At 73.5% G+C, this 17362-nt stretch carries 11 protein-coding genes; 9 read left to right on the top strand and 2 right to left on the bottom strand.

Annotation, left to right across the window (positions count from 1 at the left end):
• Window positions 1–145: 145 nt before the first annotated feature.
• Window positions 146–1123 (bottom strand): hypothetical protein, encoded by a 978-nt coding sequence (locus SJ20_RS07130; RefSeq protein WP_044659447.1) that lies wholly within the window; start codon window positions 1121–1123, stop codon window positions 146–148.
• Window positions 1124–1760: 637 nt separating this feature from the next.
• Between SJ20_RS07130 and groES the strand changes: the two genes are divergently transcribed.
• From groES to SJ20_RS07145, 3 genes are all read left to right on the top strand, one after another.
• Complete coding sequence (groES, locus tag SJ20_RS07135) at window positions 1761–2057, top strand: co-chaperone GroES (RefSeq protein ID WP_044659448.1); 297 nt, start codon at window positions 1761–1763, stop codon at window positions 2055–2057.
• 108 nt (window positions 2058–2165) lie between these two features.
• Window positions 2166–3773: a chaperonin GroEL gene (gene groL / locus SJ20_RS07140; protein ID WP_044659449.1), complete on the top strand. Its 1608-nt coding sequence runs from the start codon at window positions 2166–2168 to the stop codon at window positions 3771–3773.
• A gap of 121 nt (window positions 3774–3894) precedes the next feature.
• Entirely contained in the window at window positions 3895–5850 is a 1956-nt protein-coding gene (locus SJ20_RS07145; protein WP_082067600.1) for a BCCT family transporter, read from the top strand.
• Window position 5851: 1 nt separating this feature from the next.
• Here SJ20_RS07145 and SJ20_RS07150 read toward each other — a convergent pair whose 3' ends face one another.
• Window positions 5852–7285 carry a dicarboxylate/amino acid:cation symporter gene (locus tag SJ20_RS07150; RefSeq protein WP_044659450.1) on the bottom strand — a complete coding sequence of 478 codons (1434 nt, stop codon included), beginning with the start codon at window positions 7283–7285 and terminating at the stop codon, window positions 5852–5854.
• Window positions 7286–7470: 185 nt separating this feature from the next.
• On the opposite strand from SJ20_RS07150, the gene guaB reads away from it, so the two are divergent.
• The 6 genes from guaB to SJ20_RS07180 all read left to right on the top strand — a co-directional run bounded on the left by guaB (window position 7471) and on the right by SJ20_RS07180 (window position 17308).
• The gene (guaB, locus tag SJ20_RS07155; protein WP_044659451.1) at window positions 7471–9015 is read left to right on the top strand and encodes an IMP dehydrogenase; all 1545 of its coding nucleotides are present in this window, start codon (window positions 7471–7473) and stop codon (window positions 9013–9015) included.
• Between the two features lie 93 nt (window positions 9016–9108).
• Complete coding sequence (locus SJ20_RS07160) at window positions 9109–10245, top strand: GuaB3 family IMP dehydrogenase-related protein (RefSeq protein ID WP_044659452.1); 1137 nt, start codon at window positions 9109–9111, stop codon at window positions 10243–10245.
• A 47-nt stretch (window positions 10246–10292) separates the two neighbouring features.
• Window positions 10293–11258: an SURF1 family protein gene (locus SJ20_RS07165; RefSeq protein WP_044659453.1), complete on the top strand. Its 966-nt coding sequence runs from the start codon at window positions 10293–10295 to the stop codon at window positions 11256–11258.
• The gene (locus tag SJ20_RS07170; protein ID WP_036340922.1) at window positions 11255–11803 is read left to right on the top strand and encodes a DUF3817 domain-containing protein; all 549 of its coding nucleotides are present in this window, start codon (window positions 11255–11257) and stop codon (window positions 11801–11803) included. Before SJ20_RS07165 ends, SJ20_RS07170 begins: the two co-directional genes overlap by 4 nt.
• Window positions 11804–11825: 22 nt before the next feature.
• The gene (guaA, locus tag SJ20_RS07175; protein ID WP_044659454.1) at window positions 11826–13445 is read left to right on the top strand and encodes a glutamine-hydrolyzing GMP synthase; all 1620 of its coding nucleotides are present in this window, start codon (window positions 11826–11828) and stop codon (window positions 13443–13445) included.
• Window positions 13446–13543: 98 nt separating this feature from the next.
• A complete protein-coding gene (locus SJ20_RS07180; protein ID WP_044659455.1) occupies window positions 13544–17308 on the top strand; it encodes a DUF4011 domain-containing protein in 3765 nt (1254 codons plus the stop codon).
• Window positions 17309–17362 lie beyond the last annotated feature (54 nt).

A 17362-nucleotide genomic window follows, 5' to 3' on the forward strand; every position in this document is an offset into this window, starting at 1 on the left:
GCGAGCGTTCCGTGGGCAGAACCCGCCGGGTCTCGCCTTCCGGGGGCAGAACCCGCGTGTTTCCAGGTTCCGTGGGCAGAAGCACCCTCGCTTCTGCCCACGGAACCCCTGCGCATGGACGGCAGGGCCATACGCGACGACGACGTCAGGCATCCCAGCCGTTCGAGACCTGTGCCCGTCGTCTGAGGACGGCCTCGATCACCCGCGCGTATCCCTCGCCGACGTCCCGGCTCGTGACGTGCAGGGTCATCTGCCCACGCTCCGCGTAGTACTGGTCTCGCCGGGCGTCCCGGGCGTGTTGCTCGGCACTCCGGTGCACCTCGCCGTCGTACTGGAGGACGAGCCGGCAGTCCTCGAACCACAGATCGGCCTCGGGGGCGTCCCGCCGCCCGGGGTCGAACACGTGCTGCAGCGTCGGCTCGCCCAGCCCCGCCTCGACGAGCGCCAGCCTCAGCCGGGTCTCCTGCGGCGAGTCGGCACCCACCCGTACGCGCTCGAGCGCCGCCGTCGCCCGCGGTCTTCCGACGAACCGCCCGAGCGGCCGCATCGCCTCGTGCAGCGCGGTGACCGTGGTGATGGGAGGCCGCCGGCCGCGCGGGGACCAGGGGTGACGGACCAGGTGGTCACCCGCCGACACGAGGGATGCCTCGTCCCAGGGGTGGCCGATCGAGCACAGATCGAGCCAGGTCCGTTCCGGCGTCGTCACCCGTAGCCCGAGCACGGAGGTGACGTGGCCGGCGGGCAGGGGTCTGCGGTGCTCCATGACGCCGGGGATCCGCGCCCGTGCGGTGCCGCGGTGCAACGTGATCTCGACGGCGGCGCGTCGCGTGGCCCCGCCCGGGGGAAGCGGGAGGCCGTGGAGGTGCGCCGCCGTCTCGTGGGAGAGGACGGCGTCGGGACGGGACCGCAGGAGGGCGGTCAGCAGGTCGAGGCCGACCCCGTGGTGCGGCGGCGGGAGCCCAGCCGACTCCCAGGTGCGCAGCGGCATGTCACGTCGGCGGTGGATGCCGCGGGCGAGGCGGAGGACGTCGGACCGCCGCACCCGGCTGGGCGGCAGACCGCGTTCGAGCACGTCGCGGGTGGTGAAGACGGGGACGAGGGGGAGGTCGGGGGCGAAGGGCATGGGTCGACCCTGACGCGGTCGGCCCGACGGCGGCCGGGCGGGCCGCGTGTCTGTGCACACCAGCGCAGGGTGGGCCGGCTGTGCAGGACTCGGCGGCGGCCGGTGGTCCCGCCGGGACGACGTCGTCATGGCTCGGTGGGCAGAGCTGCGAGGAGTTCCGCCCACGCAACATCCGTGGGCAGAAGAGAGGGCGCTTCTGCCCACGGAGATCGAAAACCTGCGGATGCTGCCCACGCGATGGGCGGGGGTGCGGTTTCTGCCCACGGAGGGTGGCGAGGGGGGAGGGTGGGGAGTGGGGGAGGGACAGGTTGCGGGCCGCAGTCGTGACCACTCCGCGTGCTCTTGGGCTCGGAACCCGCCCCGCCCGCCGCCCCACGGCATCCCACCGCACCGCGCCCCGCGCCCTCCGCCCACGGCGGACGGCGGGGACACGGCTGGCACTCATGTTGAAGGAGTGCCAGAACCCGGAGTAGAGTGGGCACTGGCACTCGGGGGTACCGGGTGCCAATGCCCGAGGTGGACCGTCCGGCACCGCGACGACGGAGGGTCTGACGCCCGTGGCGCACCCGCAGACCACAGCATCAGCGGTCCGGCGAGCCCGCCGGAGCCGCACGTCGACGAAGAAGGAGTGTGCAGCATGTCTGTCTCCATCAAGCCCCTTGAGGATCGCATCGTTGTCCGCCCCCTGGAGGCCGAGCAGACCACCGCGTCGGGCCTCGTGATCCCGGACACCGCCAAGGAGAAGCCGCAGGAGGGCCAGGTCGTGGCCGTGGGCCCGGGCCGGGTCGCCGAGAACGGCAACCGCGTGCCGGTCGACGTCGCCGAGGGTGACGTGGTGCTGTACTCCAAGTACGGCGGCACCGAGGTCAAGGTCGGCGGCGAGGAGTACCTGGTGCTCTCCGCCCGCGACGTGCTGGCCGTCGTCGCCAAGTGACCCCGCCGCGACGGGCCCGGTGAGCGGCGCGCACCGCACCGGTGCGCGCGCCCCGGGCCCCTCGCGTCCCCGCACCCCCTGACTCCCTGAACGAAAGGAGCGTCCGTCATGGCCAAGCAGCTGGCTTTCAACGACGACGCACGCCGCGCCCTCCAGGCCGGCATCGACAAGCTCGCCGACACCGTCAAGGTCACCCTCGGCCCCAAGGGCCGCAACGTGGTGCTCGACAAGGCGTGGGGCGCCCCCACCATCACCAACGACGGCGTCACGATCGCCCGTGAGGTGGAGCTGGAGGACCCGTACGAGAACATGGGCGCCCAGCTCGCCAAGGAGGTCGCCACCAAGACCAACGACATCGCGGGCGACGGCACCACCACCGCCACCGTGCTGGCCCAGGCGCTCGTGAACGAGGGCATGCGCCAGGTCGCCGCCGGCGCCGCGCCGGGCGAGGTCAAGAAGGGCATCGAGGTGGCCGTGGCCGCCGTCGAGCAGCGCCTGCAGGAGAACGCCCGCCCGGTCGAGGGCCAGGAGGTGGCCCACGTGGCCGCCATCTCGGCCCAGAACGACGAGGTCGGCGAGCTGCTGGCCCGCGCGTTCGACACGGTCGGCACCGACGGCGTCATCACCATCGAGGAGTCCTCCACGACCTCCACCGAGCTGGACGTCACCGAGGGCATGCAGTTCGACAAGGGCTTCCTGTCCCCGTACATGGTCACCGACGCCGAGCGTCAGGAGGCCGTGCTCGAGGACGCCTACGTCCTGATCAACTCGGGCAAGATCTCCAACGTGCAGGAGCTGCTGCCCCTGCTCGAGAAGGTCCTGCAGGCCAACAAGCCGCTGTTCGTGATCGCCGAGGACATCGAGGGCGAGGCCCTGTCCACCCTCGTGGTGAACAAGATCCGCGGCACCCTGAACGTCGTGGCCGTCAAGGCCCCGGGCTTCGGCGACCGCCGCAAGGCCATGATGCAGGACATCGCGATCCTCACCGGCGCCCAGGTCGTCTCCCCGGACCTCGGCATGAAGCTCGAGCAGGCCGACCTGGACGTGCTCGGCTCCGCCCGCCGCATCACCGTCACCAAGGACGAGACCACCATCGTCGACGGCGGCGGTGCGGCCGAGGACGTCGAGGCCCGGGTCGCCCAGATCAAGGCCGAGGCCGCCGCGACCGACTCCGACTGGGACCGCGAGAAGCTCCAGGAGCGCCTCGCCAAGCTCTCCGGCGGCATCGGCGTGATCCGCGTGGGCGCCGCCACCGAGGTGGAGCTCAAGGAGCGCAAGCACCGCATCGAGGACGCCGTGTCCTCGACCCGCGCCGCCCTCGAGGAGGGCATCGTGGCCGGCGGCGGCACCGCGCTCATCAATGCGCTGACCGCGCTCGACACCGACGCCGACGTCCAGGCCCTGACCGGCGACGCCGCCGTGGGCGTGGACATCGTCCGCAAGGCCCTGAAGCAGCCGCTGCGCTGGATCGCCCAGAACGCGGGCGAGGACGGCTACGTGGTGGTCTCCAAGGTCGCCGAGCTGGAGCCGAACCACGGCTTCAACGCGAAGACCGGCGTCTACGGCGACCTGATCGCCGACGGCGTGATCGACCCGGTCAAGGTGACCCGCTCCGCGCTGGCCAACGCCGCCTCCATCGCGGCCCTCGTGCTGACCACCGAGACCCTCGTGGCGGACAAGCCCGCCGAGGAGGACGAGGCCGACCACCAGCACTGACCCCTGAGTCGGCCCTGACGCGGCCGGTCGACGACGACGGCCCCTCACCCGCCCGGGTGAGGGGCCGTCGTCGTGCGGGCGGGAGACGACCGCCGTCCGGGGCGCCCCCTATGGTGTGCCCATGGACACACCCACGCCGCCCCGTCCCACCGGGTCCCACACGACCCGGGCCCCGGCCCGGCCACGGCTGCGCCGCTTCGTCCGCGAGTTCTCCTATCCGCACGGCATCCACCCGGCCCTCGTGCCGGGCGTGTCCGTGGAGGACCGCCGGGTGCGCTACGGCGTGGACCGGGTGATCCTCGCCGTCGTCGGCCTGCTGGTGGTCGGCTTCGTGGTGTGGGGCGTGCTGCAGCCGGACGCCGTGCTGGCCGTCTCGAGCGCGGCCCTCGACTGGGTGATGGTCCACGCCGGCTGGCTGTTCGCCCTGCTGGCCATCGGGCTGGTGGTGTTCCTGCTGGTCCTGGCGTTCTCCCGGTACGGCGAGATCCCGCTGGGCCTGGACGGGGAGAAGCCGGAGTACTCCACGGCGAGCTGGTCGGCCATGCTCTTCGCGGCCGGCATCGGCATCGGCATCATCTTCTTCGGCCCGTACGAGCCGCTGACCTACTACCTGGCCCCACGCCCGGGGGCGTACGAGGCGGGGAGCGAGGAGGCGGTGACGGGCGCGCTGGCCCAGGCCGCGCTGCACTGGGGCGTGAACGCGTGGGCGATCTACGCGGTCGTCGGCCTGTCGGTCGGCTACGTGTCCTACCGCCGGGGCCGGGTGCCGCTGATGAGCTCGATCATCGCGCCGCTGTTCGGCGACTCCCCGCGCAGCGACTCCGTCGGGACGCGCCTGATCGACGGGCTGGCGATCATCGCCACACTGTTCGGCACGGCGGCCTCGCTGGGCATCGGCGCCCTGCAGATCGGCCGGGGCGTGGAGATCGTCTCGGGCTGGTCGGCGCCGGGGAACACGGTGGCGCTGGGGATCATCGTGGTGCTCACGATCGGCACCATCTTCTCGGCGGTGTCCGGTGTGGCCCGCGGCATCCGGTGGCTGTCCAACATCAACATGCTGCTCGCCCTCGGCCTGGCGCTGTTCTTCTTCGTCGTCGGCCCGACGGCGTTCCTGCTGAACATCGTGCCCGGCGTCCTGATGGACTACGTCTCCTCCGCCCCGGACGCCCTCGGCGCCTCGATGGCCCAGGGGGAGGACATGCAGGAGTTCCTCTCCAGCTGGACGATCTTCTACTGGGCGTGGTGGGTCAGCTGGGCCCCGTTCGTGGGCGTGTTCATGGCGAAGATCTCGAAGGGTCGGACCATCCGCCAGTACGTCCTCGGGGCCCTGTTCATCCCGGCCGCGGTGATCGTCGGCGCGTTCACGATCATCGGCGGCACCACCATCTGGCTGCAGCGGACCCAGGGCTCCGTGGCGCCGGACGGCACGGCCGCGTCGCTGCCCGCGCCGGCGGAGATCTTCTGGGTGGTCCTGGACCAGCTGCCCGGCGGCGGGCTGGTGGCCCCGGTCGTGATCGTCATGCTGGCGGTCTTCTTCATCACGACGGCGGACTCCGCCTCGATCGTGAACTCGCAGCTCTCGCAGCGCGGCGCCCCGGCCCCGCGCCGCACGATCACGGTGTTCTGGGCGCTGTGCATGGCGGGCATCGCCGTCGTGATGCTGCTGACCGGCGGCGACACCGCGCTCACCGGCCTGCAGAACCTCATCACCATCACGGCGCTGCCGTTCACCGTGGTGCTCGTCCTCATGGCGGTCGCGCTCCAGCGCGAACTGGCCAACGACCCCTTCGCGATCCGTGACCGGTACCAGCGGGCCGCCGTCGAGAAGGCGACGGTGCGGGGCCTGGTGGAGTACGGGGACGACTTCGCGTTCACGGTGGAGCGCACCCCGCCGGGCAGCTGGTACGCGGCCGGCGAGGGCTTCGACTCCACCGCCGCGGAGATCACCGACTGGTACCGCCGCACGGACGAGGACGGGAACCCCGTGGACTACGACTACGTGCTGGGCGAGTACCTGGACGAGGGGGACGGGGACGGCGCGGACGGGCCCGCCGGAGCGGGCCCGTCCGGTCGCTGACTCAGGCGCGCGGCTCCGAGGTGCCGACGAGCTGGGCGCGGGAGTCGGCGGTCGCGTGGGCGCGGGCCTCGACGATCTCCTCCTCGTCCTCGCCGAAGATGTCGCCGCGCGGGGCGTCGTAGCGGTCCCGGTCGAGGATGCCCTCCTGGGAGGCCACGAGGGCGGGGATGAGGGCCTGGCCGGACACGTTGAGGGCGGTGCGGCCCATGTCCACGATCGGGTCGACGGCCAGGAGCAGGGCCATGCCCTCGAGGGGCAGCCCGGCGGTGGACAGCGTGAGCGTGAGCATCACGGTGGCGCCGGTGGTGCCGGCGGTCGCGGCCGAGCCCAGCACGGACACGAGTGCCACGAGGGCGTACTGGCTCAGGCTCATGTCGATCCCGTAGAACTGGGCGATGAACACGGCGGCCACGGCCGGGTAGATCGCGGCGCAGCCGTCCATCTTGGTGGTGGCGCCCAGCGGGACGGCGAAGGAGGCGTAGCCGGTGGGGACGCCGAAGTTGCGCTCGGCCACCCGCTGGGTGACGGGCAGCGTGCCGAGGGAGGAGCGGGAGACGAAGCCGAGCTGGAACGCCGGCCATACGCCGGTGAAGAACTGCTTGGCGGAGAGCCCGTGCAGGCGCGCCAGCAGCGGGTACACCACGAGCATCACGAGGGCCAGGCCCACGTAGATCGCCACCACGAACTTGGCCAGCGTGCCCATCGTGGACCAGCCGTAGGAGGCCACGGCGTTGCCCAGCAGGCCGATGGTGCCGATCGGGGCCAGGCGGATGATCCACCACAGCAGCTTCTGGATGATGGCGAGCACCGAGCGGGAGAACGTGAGGAACGGGGCGGCCTTCTCGCCGACCTTGAGCGCGGCCACGCCCACGACGATCGCGATCACGAGGATCTGCAGCACGTTGAACGTGGGGGAGGAGGCGAGCGCGCCGTCCTCGCCCGCCGTGGTCTTGACGGTCAGGCCGAGGAAGTTCGCCGGCACCAGAGAGGTCAGGAAGTCGAGCCAGCCGACGTCCTTGGCCTGGTACGACGCCGGCGCGGTCTGGCCGGTGCCCACGCCCGGCTGCAGCACGACGCCGACGGCGAGGCCGATGAGCACCGCGATCAGGCTCGTGATGGCGAACCACAGCAGGGTCTTGGCGGCCAGGCGGGCCGCGTTGGTCACCTGGGCCAGGTTGGCGATGGAGGCGACGACGGCGAAGAAGACCAGCGGGACGACCGCGGCCTTCAGCAGGCTGATGTAGATGCTGCCGACGGTGGCCAGCGTCTCGCCGAGCCAGGTCGGGTGCTCGGAGGTGTGCCCCGTCGCGCGGGCGATCAGGCCCAGGACGAGGCCGAGGACGAGGGCGGCGGCGATCTGCCAGCCGAAGTTCGACGTCCAGGCGGGGAGCCGGCGTCGGGGCGCCGGTGCGGGGGAGGACTGTGCGGTGCTCATCCGGGGAGGTTAGGCGGTCCAATACCATGACGCCGAAACGGATTGCTCCATGTGACGTCGTGGTGACGTCCGTCTCGCCCCCGCGTGGCCCAGTGCGAAGGCCCTGTGACGTGGCCCGCACCCGGGTCGCCGGTTTGACCCCCGGGCATAGAATCGCGGAAACACCCGTCCCGAAAGGCGCCTTCGTGACCACCACCAGCACCGGTCCCAGCCCCGAGCCCGTCCACTCCTCCTCGGATCCCTTCGGCTTCTTCGGCCTCACCTATGACGACGTCCTGCTGCTGCCCAACGCCACCGACGTGATCCCCGCGGACGCGGACCCGGGCACCCGGCTGACCCGCAACATCCGCTTGAACATCCCCATCGTCTCCGCGGCGATGGACACCGTGACCGAGGCCCCGCTGGCCATCGCCATGGCCCGCCAGGGCGGCATGGGCATCATCCACCGCAATCTGTCCATCGAGGACCAGGTCCGCCACGTGGACACCGTGAAGCGCTCCGAGTCGGGGATGATCAAGGACCCCGTGACCATCGGCCCCGACGCCACGCTCGCCGACCTGGACGAGCTGTGCGCCCAGTACCGCGTCTCGGGCCTGCCGGTGGTGGCCGAGGACATGACGCTGCTGGGCATCATCACCAACCGCGACACCCGCTTCATCCCGCGCGAGGAGTGGGCCACCCGCACGGTGGACACCGCCATGACCCGCATGCCGCTGGTCACCGCGCAGGAGGGCGTCTCGCGCGCCGAGACCATCCACCTGTTCTCCCAGAACCGCGTGGAGAAGCTGCCGCTCGTGGACGATGCGGGCCGCCTGACCGGCCTGATCACCATCAAGGACTTCGACAAGGCGGAGCAGTACCCGGACGCCGCGAAGGACGACGAGGGCCGACTGCTCGTCGGCGGCGCCGTCGGGTTCTTCGGCGACGGCTGGGAGCGAGCCATGGCGCTCGTGGAGGCAGGCGTGGACGCCCTCGTGGTGGACACCGCGAACGGCCACACGCACGGCGTGCTGGACATGATCGCGCGCCTGAAGAAGGAGAAGGCGGCCGCGCACGTTGATGTCATCGGCGGTCAGGCCGCGACCTACGCGGGCGCCAAGGCGATCGTCGACGCCGGCGCGGACGCCGTGAAGGTGGGCGTGGGCCCGGGCTCGATCTGCACGACCCGTGTGGTGGCCGGCGTCGGCGTCCCGCAGATCACCGCCATCTACGAGGCGGCCAAGGCCACGCGCCCCGCGGGCGTCCCGCTGATCGCCGACGGCGGCCTGCAGCACTCCGGTGACATCGGCAAGGCCCTCGTGGCCGGCGCCGACTCGGTGATGCTCGGCTCCCTGCTGGCCGGCACGGCCGAGTCCCCGGGCGACCTCGTGTTCTACCAGGGCAAGCAGTTCAAGACCTACCGCGGCATGGGCTCCCTGGGCGCCATGCAGACCCGCAACGGCACGCGCTCCTTCTCCAAGGACCGCTACTTCCAGGCGGACGTGCCGGACGAGGACAAGCTGATCCCCGAGGGCATCGAGGGCCAGGTGCCCTTCCGGGGCCCGATCGCCTCGGTGGTCCACCAGCTCGTGGGCGGCCTGCGCCAGACGATGTTCTACACGGGCGCGTCCACGGTGGCCGATCTCAAGGAGACCGGTCGCTTCGTGCGCATCACCGCGGCGGGCCTGAAGGAGTCCCACCCGCACGACATCATGATGACCGTCGAGGCCCCGAACTACCGTTCGCGCTGACCCGCACGTCGGGTCCGGGGGGGGCCCCCGGACGGGGCGGCGCCGACGACACGGTCGGAGCCGCCCCCGTGGCGCCTGGGCTAGGCTGGCCCGGTGACGAACCAGATTGAGATCGGCCGCGGCAAGCGCGGCCGCCGGGCCTTCTCCCTCGACGACGTGTCCGTGGTGCCCGCGCGGCGCACCCGGGATCCCCAGGATGTCAGCCTCACGTGGCGCATCGACGCCTACACGTTCGACATGCCCGTGATCGGTGCGCCCATGGACTCCGTGATGAGCCCGGAGACCGCCATCGCGATGGGGCGGCTGGGCGGTCTCGGCGTCCTCAACCTCGAGGGCCTGTGGACCCGCCACGAGGACCCGCGCCCGCTGCTCGAGGAGATCGCCGCCCTCGAGGCCGGCCCGGCCGGGACCGAGGCCACCCGCATGCTGCAGGAGGCCTACGCGGCCCCCATCCGCCCCGATCTGATCACCGAGCGCCTCGCGCAGATCCGCGAGGCCGGCGTCGTCGTCGCGGGCTCGCTGACCCCGCAGAACACGCAGGAGTTCTACCGCACCGTCGTGGCGGCGGGTGTGGACCTGTTCGTCATCCGCGGCACCACCGTCTCGGCCGAGCACGTCTCCTCCACCCAGGAGCCGCTGGACCTCAAGCAGTTCATCTACGAGCTGGACGTGCCCGTGATCGTGGGCGGGGCGGCCGGCTACACGCCGGCCCTGCACCTGATGCGCACCGGCGCGGCCGGCGTGCTCGTCGGCTTCGGCGGCGGCGCGTCCACCACCACGCGCCGCGCCATGGGCATCCGTGTGCCGATGGCCACGGCGATCTCGGACATCGCCGAGGCGCGCCGCGACTACATGGACGAGTCCGGCGGCCGCTACGTGCACGTGATCGCCGACGGCGGCGTCTCCACCTCGGGGGAGATCGTCAAGGCGATCGCCATGGGTGCGGACGCCGTCGTCCTGGGCGCCGCCCTGGCCCGCGCCACCGACGCCCCCGGCGGCGGCTGGCACTGGGGCCTCGAGGCCGCCCACCCGGAGCTGCCGCGCGGGCACCGCACCCACGTGGGCCAGGTGGCTCCGCTCGAGGAGGTCCTGTGGGGGCCCGGCCGCCACGCGGACGGCACGTCCAACCTGATGGGCGGCCTGAAGCGCGCCATGGCCACCTGCGGCTACACCGAGCTCAAGGACTTCCAGAAGGTGGAGGTCCTCGTGACCCCCACCCAGACCGTCTGATCCCCGCCGCCCCGAGGCGGCACCCCGACCGAAAGAGTTGATACGGCGTGCTGCGCACCGCCCTCAAGCCCGTCTGGCTGGCCACCCTGGTGCTGGCCCTCGTGGCGGCCGCGGTCTTCGTGGCGCTGTCCAAGTGGCAGTTCGAGTCCGCGGAGACGAATGCGCCGCCGCCGCGCACCCAGACCGAGAACGCCGTGCCGTTCCTGGAGCACGTGCGCCCCTACGAGGCCCTGCTGGGCTCGCAGGCCGACCAGGTGGTCACGGTCGAGGGGGAGTTCGTGCCCGGCACGGACGTCCTGGTCGGCCCGCGCCTGCTGAACGGCCGCGACGGCTACTGGACGGTCACGGCCCTGCGGGTGGCCGGCGCCCCGGACGGCGAGGTCGTCCCGGTGGTCCGCGGTTGGTCGGCCGACGCCGACGTCGTGGACCCCGCGCCCGCCGGGCAGGTCACCGTCACCGGGCGCCTGCTGCCCCCGGACGGGCCCCTGCCGCGTGAGGCAGCGGCCGAGGACACCGCCGACCGGCTCCTGTACCGCAGCCTGGCCCCGGCCCAGCTGGTGAACGTGTGGGACGAGCCGTCCTACGCGGCGTACGTCGCGGCGTTCGAGATGGTCGACGCCGCGGGCGCCGAGACGGGCGCGGCCGGCCCCGGCGGGCTCGAGCCGGTGTGGGTGGCCCCGCAGCCGGAGGAGACCCAGATCATCTGGCTCAACGTCTTCTACGCCGTGGAGTGGATGCTCTTCGCCGGCTTCGCCCTGTTCCTGTGGTGGCGGTTCGTCCGCGACGACCACGTCCGGGACGAGCACGAGCGCCGGCTCGACGAGGAGTGGGCCGCGCAGTGGCGCGCCGAGGAGCTCGAGCGGCGCCGGGCGGCCGCGCGCGAGGCCAAGGAGCGGGCCGTCGCGGCGCAGGCCGCGGCGCACCCACGCCAGGACCACGACGACGACGGGGCCGCGCGCCCCGACCCCCGCGACCCGGGCCCCCGTGGGCCCCGAGAGGAGCAGAGCCGATGAGCACCCAGCACCCCGGCCCCCAGCCGGTGGACCCGGCGAGCCTGCCGGATCCCGAGGACATCACGGAGGCCGACCTGCCCGAGCCGCCCCCGCGGCCGGGCCGGGAGCATCGCCGTTTCGCCGGCACCCAGCAGCAGATCCGCTCCGCCACCCGCCTCTACGTGGTGTGCGCGTGGATCACCGGCATCATGCTCCTGCTGCTCGTGGCGGAGATGGTGCTGAAGTACGGCATGCACGTGGAGCTCTACGCGGGCGGCACCACCCTGGACGGAGAGGCCAACGGCCTGGGGCTGCACCCCACGGACAGCGTGACCGGGGGAGTGAACCTGTCCCTGTTCATCCTCATCGCCCACGGCTGGATGTACGTGGTGTACCTGCTCGCCTCGTTCCGCCTGTGGTCCCTGATGCGCTGGGAGCCGCTGCGCCTGCTGGCGATGGCCGGCGGCGGCGTCGTGCCGTTCCTGTCCTTCGTGGTGGAGAAGCGCATGACCCGCGTGGTCCGGGACGAGCTGCACCGCTTCCCGGACGCCGCGCGGCGCTACTGAGCGCCTCGACTATCCTGGACGGGTGACGCAGAATGCCCCCCACCCCGACACCCCCGCCCCGCTCAGCGACGTGATGCCCACGGTGCTGGTGCTGGACTTCGGCGCCCAGTACGCGCAGCTCATCGCGCGTCGTGTGCGCGAGGCCAACGTCTACTCCGAGGTCGTGCCCGCCTCCACCCCGGCGGCGCAGATCCTGGAGCGCAAGCCCGCGGCGCTGATCCTCTCGGGCGGGCCGTCGTCGGTGTACGAGCCCGGCGCCCCGCAGCTGGATCCGGCGCTGCTCGAGGCCGGGGTGCCCGTGCTGGGCCTGTGCTACGGCTTCCAGTCGATTGCGCACGCCCTCGGCGGCACCGTGGCCAAGACCGGCACCCGGGAGTACGGCTCCACCCGCCTGGACTCGGTGGACGCCGACTCCGTGCTGTTCGCGGGCCAGGACCTCGAGCAGGTCGTGTGGATGTCCCACGGGGACGCCGTGACGCAGGCGCCCGAGGGCTTCGCCGTGACGGCCTCCACCGCGGGCGCCCCCGTCGCCGCGTTCGAGGACCGCGAGCGCCGCATCTTCGGCGTGCAGTGGCATCCCGAGGTGGGCCACTCCTCCCGCGGCCAGCGGGTGCTCGAGCAGTTCCTGCACGTGGGTGCGGGCCTGGGCTCGGACTGGACGGCCAGCGGGGTGATCGAGGAGCAGGTCGAGCGCATCCGCGAGCAGATCGGGGACAAGCGGGCCATCTGCGGCCTGTCCGGCGGCGTGGACTCCGCCGTGGCCGCGGCCCTCGTGCAGCGCGCCATCGGCGACCGCCTCACCTGCGTCTACGTGGACCACGGCCTCATGCGCGAGGGCGAGTCCGCCGAGATCGAGCAGGCCTTCGGCGAGGCCCACGGCGGCGCCCGCCTCGTGATGGTGGACGCGCGCGAGGACTTCCTGTCCGCGCTGGCCGGCGTCACCGACCCCGAGGCCAAGCGCAAGATCATCGGCGAGCGGTTCATCCGCACCTTCGAGAAGGCGCAGGCGGACATCGTCCTCGAGTCCGAGCACGACCCGGACGCCACCGAGGTCCGCTTCCTCGTGCAGGGCACGCTCTACCCGGACGTCGTCGAGTCCGGCGGCGGGGACGGGGCGGCCAACATCAAGTCCCACCACAACGTGGGCGGCCTGCCGGACGACATCGAGTTCGAGCTGTGCGAGCCGCTGCGCGAGCTGTTCAAGGACGAGGTCCGCGCCGTGGGCGCCGAGCTCGGCCTGCCTGAGGGCATCGTGCACCGCCAGCCGTTCCCGGGCCCGGGTCTGGGCATCCGCATCATCGGCGAGGTCACCCAGGAGCGCCTGGATCTGCTGCGCCGCGCGGACGCGATCGTGCGCGCCGAGCTCACCGCGGCCGGGCTGGACCGCCAGATCTGGCAGTGCCCGGTGGTGCTGCTCGCGGACGTGCGCTCCGTGGGCGTGCAGGGTGACGGCCGCACCTACGGCCACCCGGTCGTCCTGCGCCCCGTCACCAGCGAGGACGCCATGACGGCGGACTGGGCCCGGATCCCGGACGACGTCCTGTCCCGCATCTCGAACCGCATCACCAACGAGGTCGACGGCGTCAACCGCGTCGTGCTCGACGTGACCAGCAAGCCGCCGGGCACCATCGAGTGGGAGTGAGCGGCGCGTCCGGCGCCGCATCCGGCCGCCCCTGACCGGGGCGGCCGTCCGCACGAAGACCGCCTGGACCCAGGCGACGGAGGAAGGACCGCACGCACGTGACCGAGCAGGAGTTCCCGCGCCTGGCCCGCGCCCGCGCCGCCGCACGCCCCGACGAGGGGCAGACCCGCCCCGACCCGGCCGCCTGGGTGTCCTCCCTGGGCTCGGGCGCCGAGAACGACACGATGCTGCGGTTCGCGCCCTCGGCGGCCAACAGCATCGACCTCACGGAGGCGAACTCCTCCGGTGTCTCGCAGCTGCTGCTGGGGCGGCGCACCCGCCTGTCCACCCTGCTGCCGGCCGGCCCGGTGCTGGACGCGGCGCACGAGGTCTCCCTCGGCCTGCGCGCCAAGGTCCGCGAGCTGGCGGAGGAGCGCGGCATCGACGTCGGCGCGCTCGCCGTGGGCGTGGCCACGTGGACGGCCGAGGAGGACGGCCGGCGGGAGCGCCGCTCCGCCCCCGTGCTGCTGGCCCGCGTGGCCCTGACGGTGCGCCGCGGCGCCCGGGGCCGGGACGAGCTGGAGGTCCAGATCACCGAGCCGGCCCGCCTGAACCCGGCGCTCGTGCGGAACCTGCGCCGGCACCACGGCATCGCCCTGGACCCCGAGGCGTACCAGCAGGCCGCCTACGCCACGGCGCGCCTCGAGCCCGCCCCCGCGTTCGCCCGCCTGCGCGAGGAGACCGCCGCGATCGCGGACCTGCACATCCAGGATTGCCTGCTCGTCTCCACGTTCGCGGACCTCGGCGAGACCGCCTCCCTGCCCGCCTCCCTCGAGGATCTGCCGGTCGTGCAGGCCCTGTACGACGCCGGGACCGGCATGGTGCCCCGCCCGGCGGCGCTGCAGCCCACGGGCGCGCCCGCGGAGGATGACGTCGCCCCGGCGGACGAGCGCCTCGTCGTCGACGTCGACGCCGCCCAGGCACGCGTGCTCGAGCACGCCGCGGCGGGGGAGTCCCTCGTGGTGGCGGCCGCCCCCGGCACCGGGCAGACCCAGACCGCCGCCGCCCTGGCCGCGCGCCTGGCCTGGGAGGGTCGGCGCGTGCTGGTCGTGGCCGAGCGCTCCGCCGCCCTGGCCGACGTGCTCGACCGCCTCGAGGAGGCGGACCTGCGCTCGATCGCGCTGGATGTGCCCGCCAACGCGGACCCCGAGCTGCTCCGCCGCCAGCTCGTGCAGGCCGTCCTGCGCTCCGAGCGGGCCGTGGACCCCGACACCGCCCGGGACGAGGCCGCCCTGACCGAACGACGGCGCCGGCTGCAGGAGCACGTCGGCTCACTGCACCACGTCCGCCCCCGCTGGGGCTGCTCGCCGTTCCAGGCGATGCAGGCCCTGGCCGCCCTGACCGGGCTCGAGACGCCGCCGGCCACCACCGTGCGCCTCAAGCGCTCCGTGCTGGACTCCACCGTGAACCGGCAGGCCGTGGGCGAGCAGCTCGTGCGCGCCGGGGAGCTCGGCGCGTTCTCGGCCGCCGCCACCGAGAGCCGCTGGTTCGGCGCCCGCGTGCGCAACGTGCAGGAGACCGAGGCCGCCTCGGAGCTGGCCGACGAGCTGGCGGCCGCCCTGCACACCACCCGGCGTGCCGTGGACACCGCCGCCGCCCAGGCCGGCCTGCGCCCTGAGCGCACGGTGGCCGGCTGGGCGGAGCAGGCGGACCTCTACCGCCGCGTGGCCCGCACCCTCACCGAGTTCACCCCCGAGGTGTTCTCCCTCGACGTGCCCCAGCTGGTCGCGGCGACCGCCACCAGCGCGTGGCGGCGCCTCCACCTGGTCGAGATGTCCTCGGTGACCCGGTCCCGCCTGCGCCGCGCGGCGAAGGACGCGGTCCGCCCGGGCGTGCAGCCCACGGACCTGCACGGCGCCCTCGTGGACGCCGCCGCCGTCCTGGAGGACTGGAACCGCCACGCCGCCGAGCCGGGCACGCCCCCGCAGGTGCCGGACCAGGGCGAGCACGTGATGGGCCAGGTCGGCCAGGTGCGCGAGCGCCTGCGCCGGCTCGAGGACGTCCTCGCCCCGGAGGCCGTGGCCGAGGCGCCCTTGGAGGAGCGGGACGTGGACGACCTCGTGGCCGCCGTCGACGGGCTCGTGGCGGACCGCGACACCCTGGCCACGCTGCCCGAGCGCACCCTCGTGCTGGACAGCCTGCGCGACCACGGCCTGGCGGAGCTGCTCGACGACCTGCGCGACCGCGAGGTGCCCACCGAGGCCCTGACCGCCGAGCTCGAGCTGGCGTGGTGGCAGTCCGCGCTCGAGGCCATGATCTCCGGGGACGACTTCCTGGCCATGATGAGCGGCACGGACCTGGCCGAGGTCGAGCGCGGGTTCCGCGACCTGGACCGCGCCCATCTCGAGCGCGGCGGCGCCCGGCTCTCCGCCGCGTTGGCCGCGCGCTGGCGGGAGGCGCTGCGCACCTATCGCGCGGACGCGGCCGTGCTGCGCACCCTGCTCAAGCAGGGCAGCCCCACGGTCGAGTCCCTGGCCACGATCACCCCCGAGCTCCTGCAGCCGCTCGTTCCGGTGGTCACCACCTCGCCCATGGCCCTGTCCGAGTTCCCCCCGGAGTGGCGCGCCGACGTCGTCGTGCTGCTGGAGGCCGACGCGACCGCCCTGGCCACCGCGATGGGCGCGCTCACCCGCGCCCCCCAGGTGGTGGCCTTCGGCGACCCGGTGATCGGGCGCCCGCAGTCGTTCCAGGTGTCCGTGGACCCGACGGCGACCGCCGGGCCCCTGCGCCCGCTGCGCTCGGCCTACGACGCGCTGGACGAGGTGCTGCCCACCTTGCCGCTGCGCACCGTGCACCGCCCCCTCGAGCGGCGCCTGGTGCGCCTGCTCTCCGCGCTCGCCTATGACGGCGCCCTGGACGCGCTGCCCACCGCGGGCGAGGCCACCGGCCGGGATCGTGCCGTCACGGCCGAGTACCTGCCCGAGGGCACCGGCATCCCGATGACCGGCGGCGACGTGGTCGAGTCCACGAACGCCGAGGTCGCCCGCACCGTGGAGCGGGTGTTCGAGCACATCCGCGACCGGCCCGAACAGTCCCTGGCCGTGGTCACGGTGTCCGAGCAGCACGCCCGCCGGGTGGCCGCCGCCGTGCAGGCCACGGCCGCGCAGGCGCCGTGGGCCCACGAGTTCCTCGCCCGTGGCCGCGGCGAGGACGCCGCCGACGCCGAGCCGTTCGTGATCGTGCCGGTCGTGCGCGCTGCCTCCGTGACGCGCGACGCCGTGATCCTCACCCCCGGCTACGGCCGCACCCCGCACGGCCGCGTGGTGCACCACTTCGGCGCCTTCTCCGACCCGGACGGCGAGCGCATGGTCACGGTCGCGCTCACCCGCGCCCGCCGGCGCCTGCACCTCGTCTCGGCGCTGCGCGCCGCGGACCTGGACGAGGACCGGCTCGACGGCGGCGCCCTCTGGTTCCTGCGGCTGCTCGAGGCCTACCTGGGCGACGACGCCGCGGACCCGGTGGGCATGGTGGGCGACCCGCTGCTCGCCGATCTGCGCGACCGGCTCGAGGAGCACGGCGCCCGCGTCCTGCCCCGCTACGCCGGCGTCATGGACCTGGCCGTGCTCGATCCGCGCGCGGACCGGAACGAGGCCCCCCGTCCGCTGGCCCTGGCCGGCGACGGCGGCGAGGTGTACCGCGCCCTCACGGTGCGGCAGCGCTCGCGGACCCTGCCCGAGGGGCTCGAGGCCCGCGGCTGGGAGCCCCGGACCCTGTGGGCGATCGACGTGTTCGCGGACCCGGAGTCCGTGGCCCGCGAACTGGCCGACCGGCTGGGCGTGGAGCCGACGGACGAGACGGACGAGACCGACGACGATGTCCGCTGACGGCGCGCCGCGCCGCCGCGGCCCGCGCCGGGCGGACGCCCCGGGCACCGGGCC

Origin of the sequence: Micrococcus sp. MS-ASIII-49 (assembly GCF_000946635.1) — a bacterium.
In the GTDB taxonomy this organism is placed as follows: Bacteria; Actinomycetota; Actinomycetes; order Actinomycetales; family Micrococcaceae; genus Micrococcus; species Micrococcus luteus.

Excerpts from the sequence above, each read along its gene's own strand:
- SJ20_RS07150 (WP_044659450.1), bottom strand. The coding sequence starts at position 7,285 with ATGAGCACCGCACAGTCCTCCCCCGCACCGGCGCCCCGACGCCGGCTC.
- SJ20_RS07130 (WP_044659447.1), bottom strand. The coding sequence starts at position 1,123 with ATGCCCTTCGCCCCCGACCTCCCCCTCGTCCCCGTCTTCACCACCCGC.
- SJ20_RS07170 (WP_036340922.1), top strand. The coding sequence starts at position 11,255 with ATGAGCACCCAGCACCCCGGCCCCCAGCCGGTGGACCCGGCGAGCCTG.
- SJ20_RS07145 (WP_082067600.1), top strand. The coding sequence starts at position 3,895 with ATGGACACACCCACGCCGCCCCGTCCCACCGGGTCCCACACGACCCGG.
- groES (WP_044659448.1), top strand. The coding sequence starts at position 1,761 with ATGTCTGTCTCCATCAAGCCCCTTGAGGATCGCATCGTTGTCCGCCCC.
- groL (WP_044659449.1), top strand. The coding sequence starts at position 2,166 with ATGGCCAAGCAGCTGGCTTTCAACGACGACGCACGCCGCGCCCTCCAG.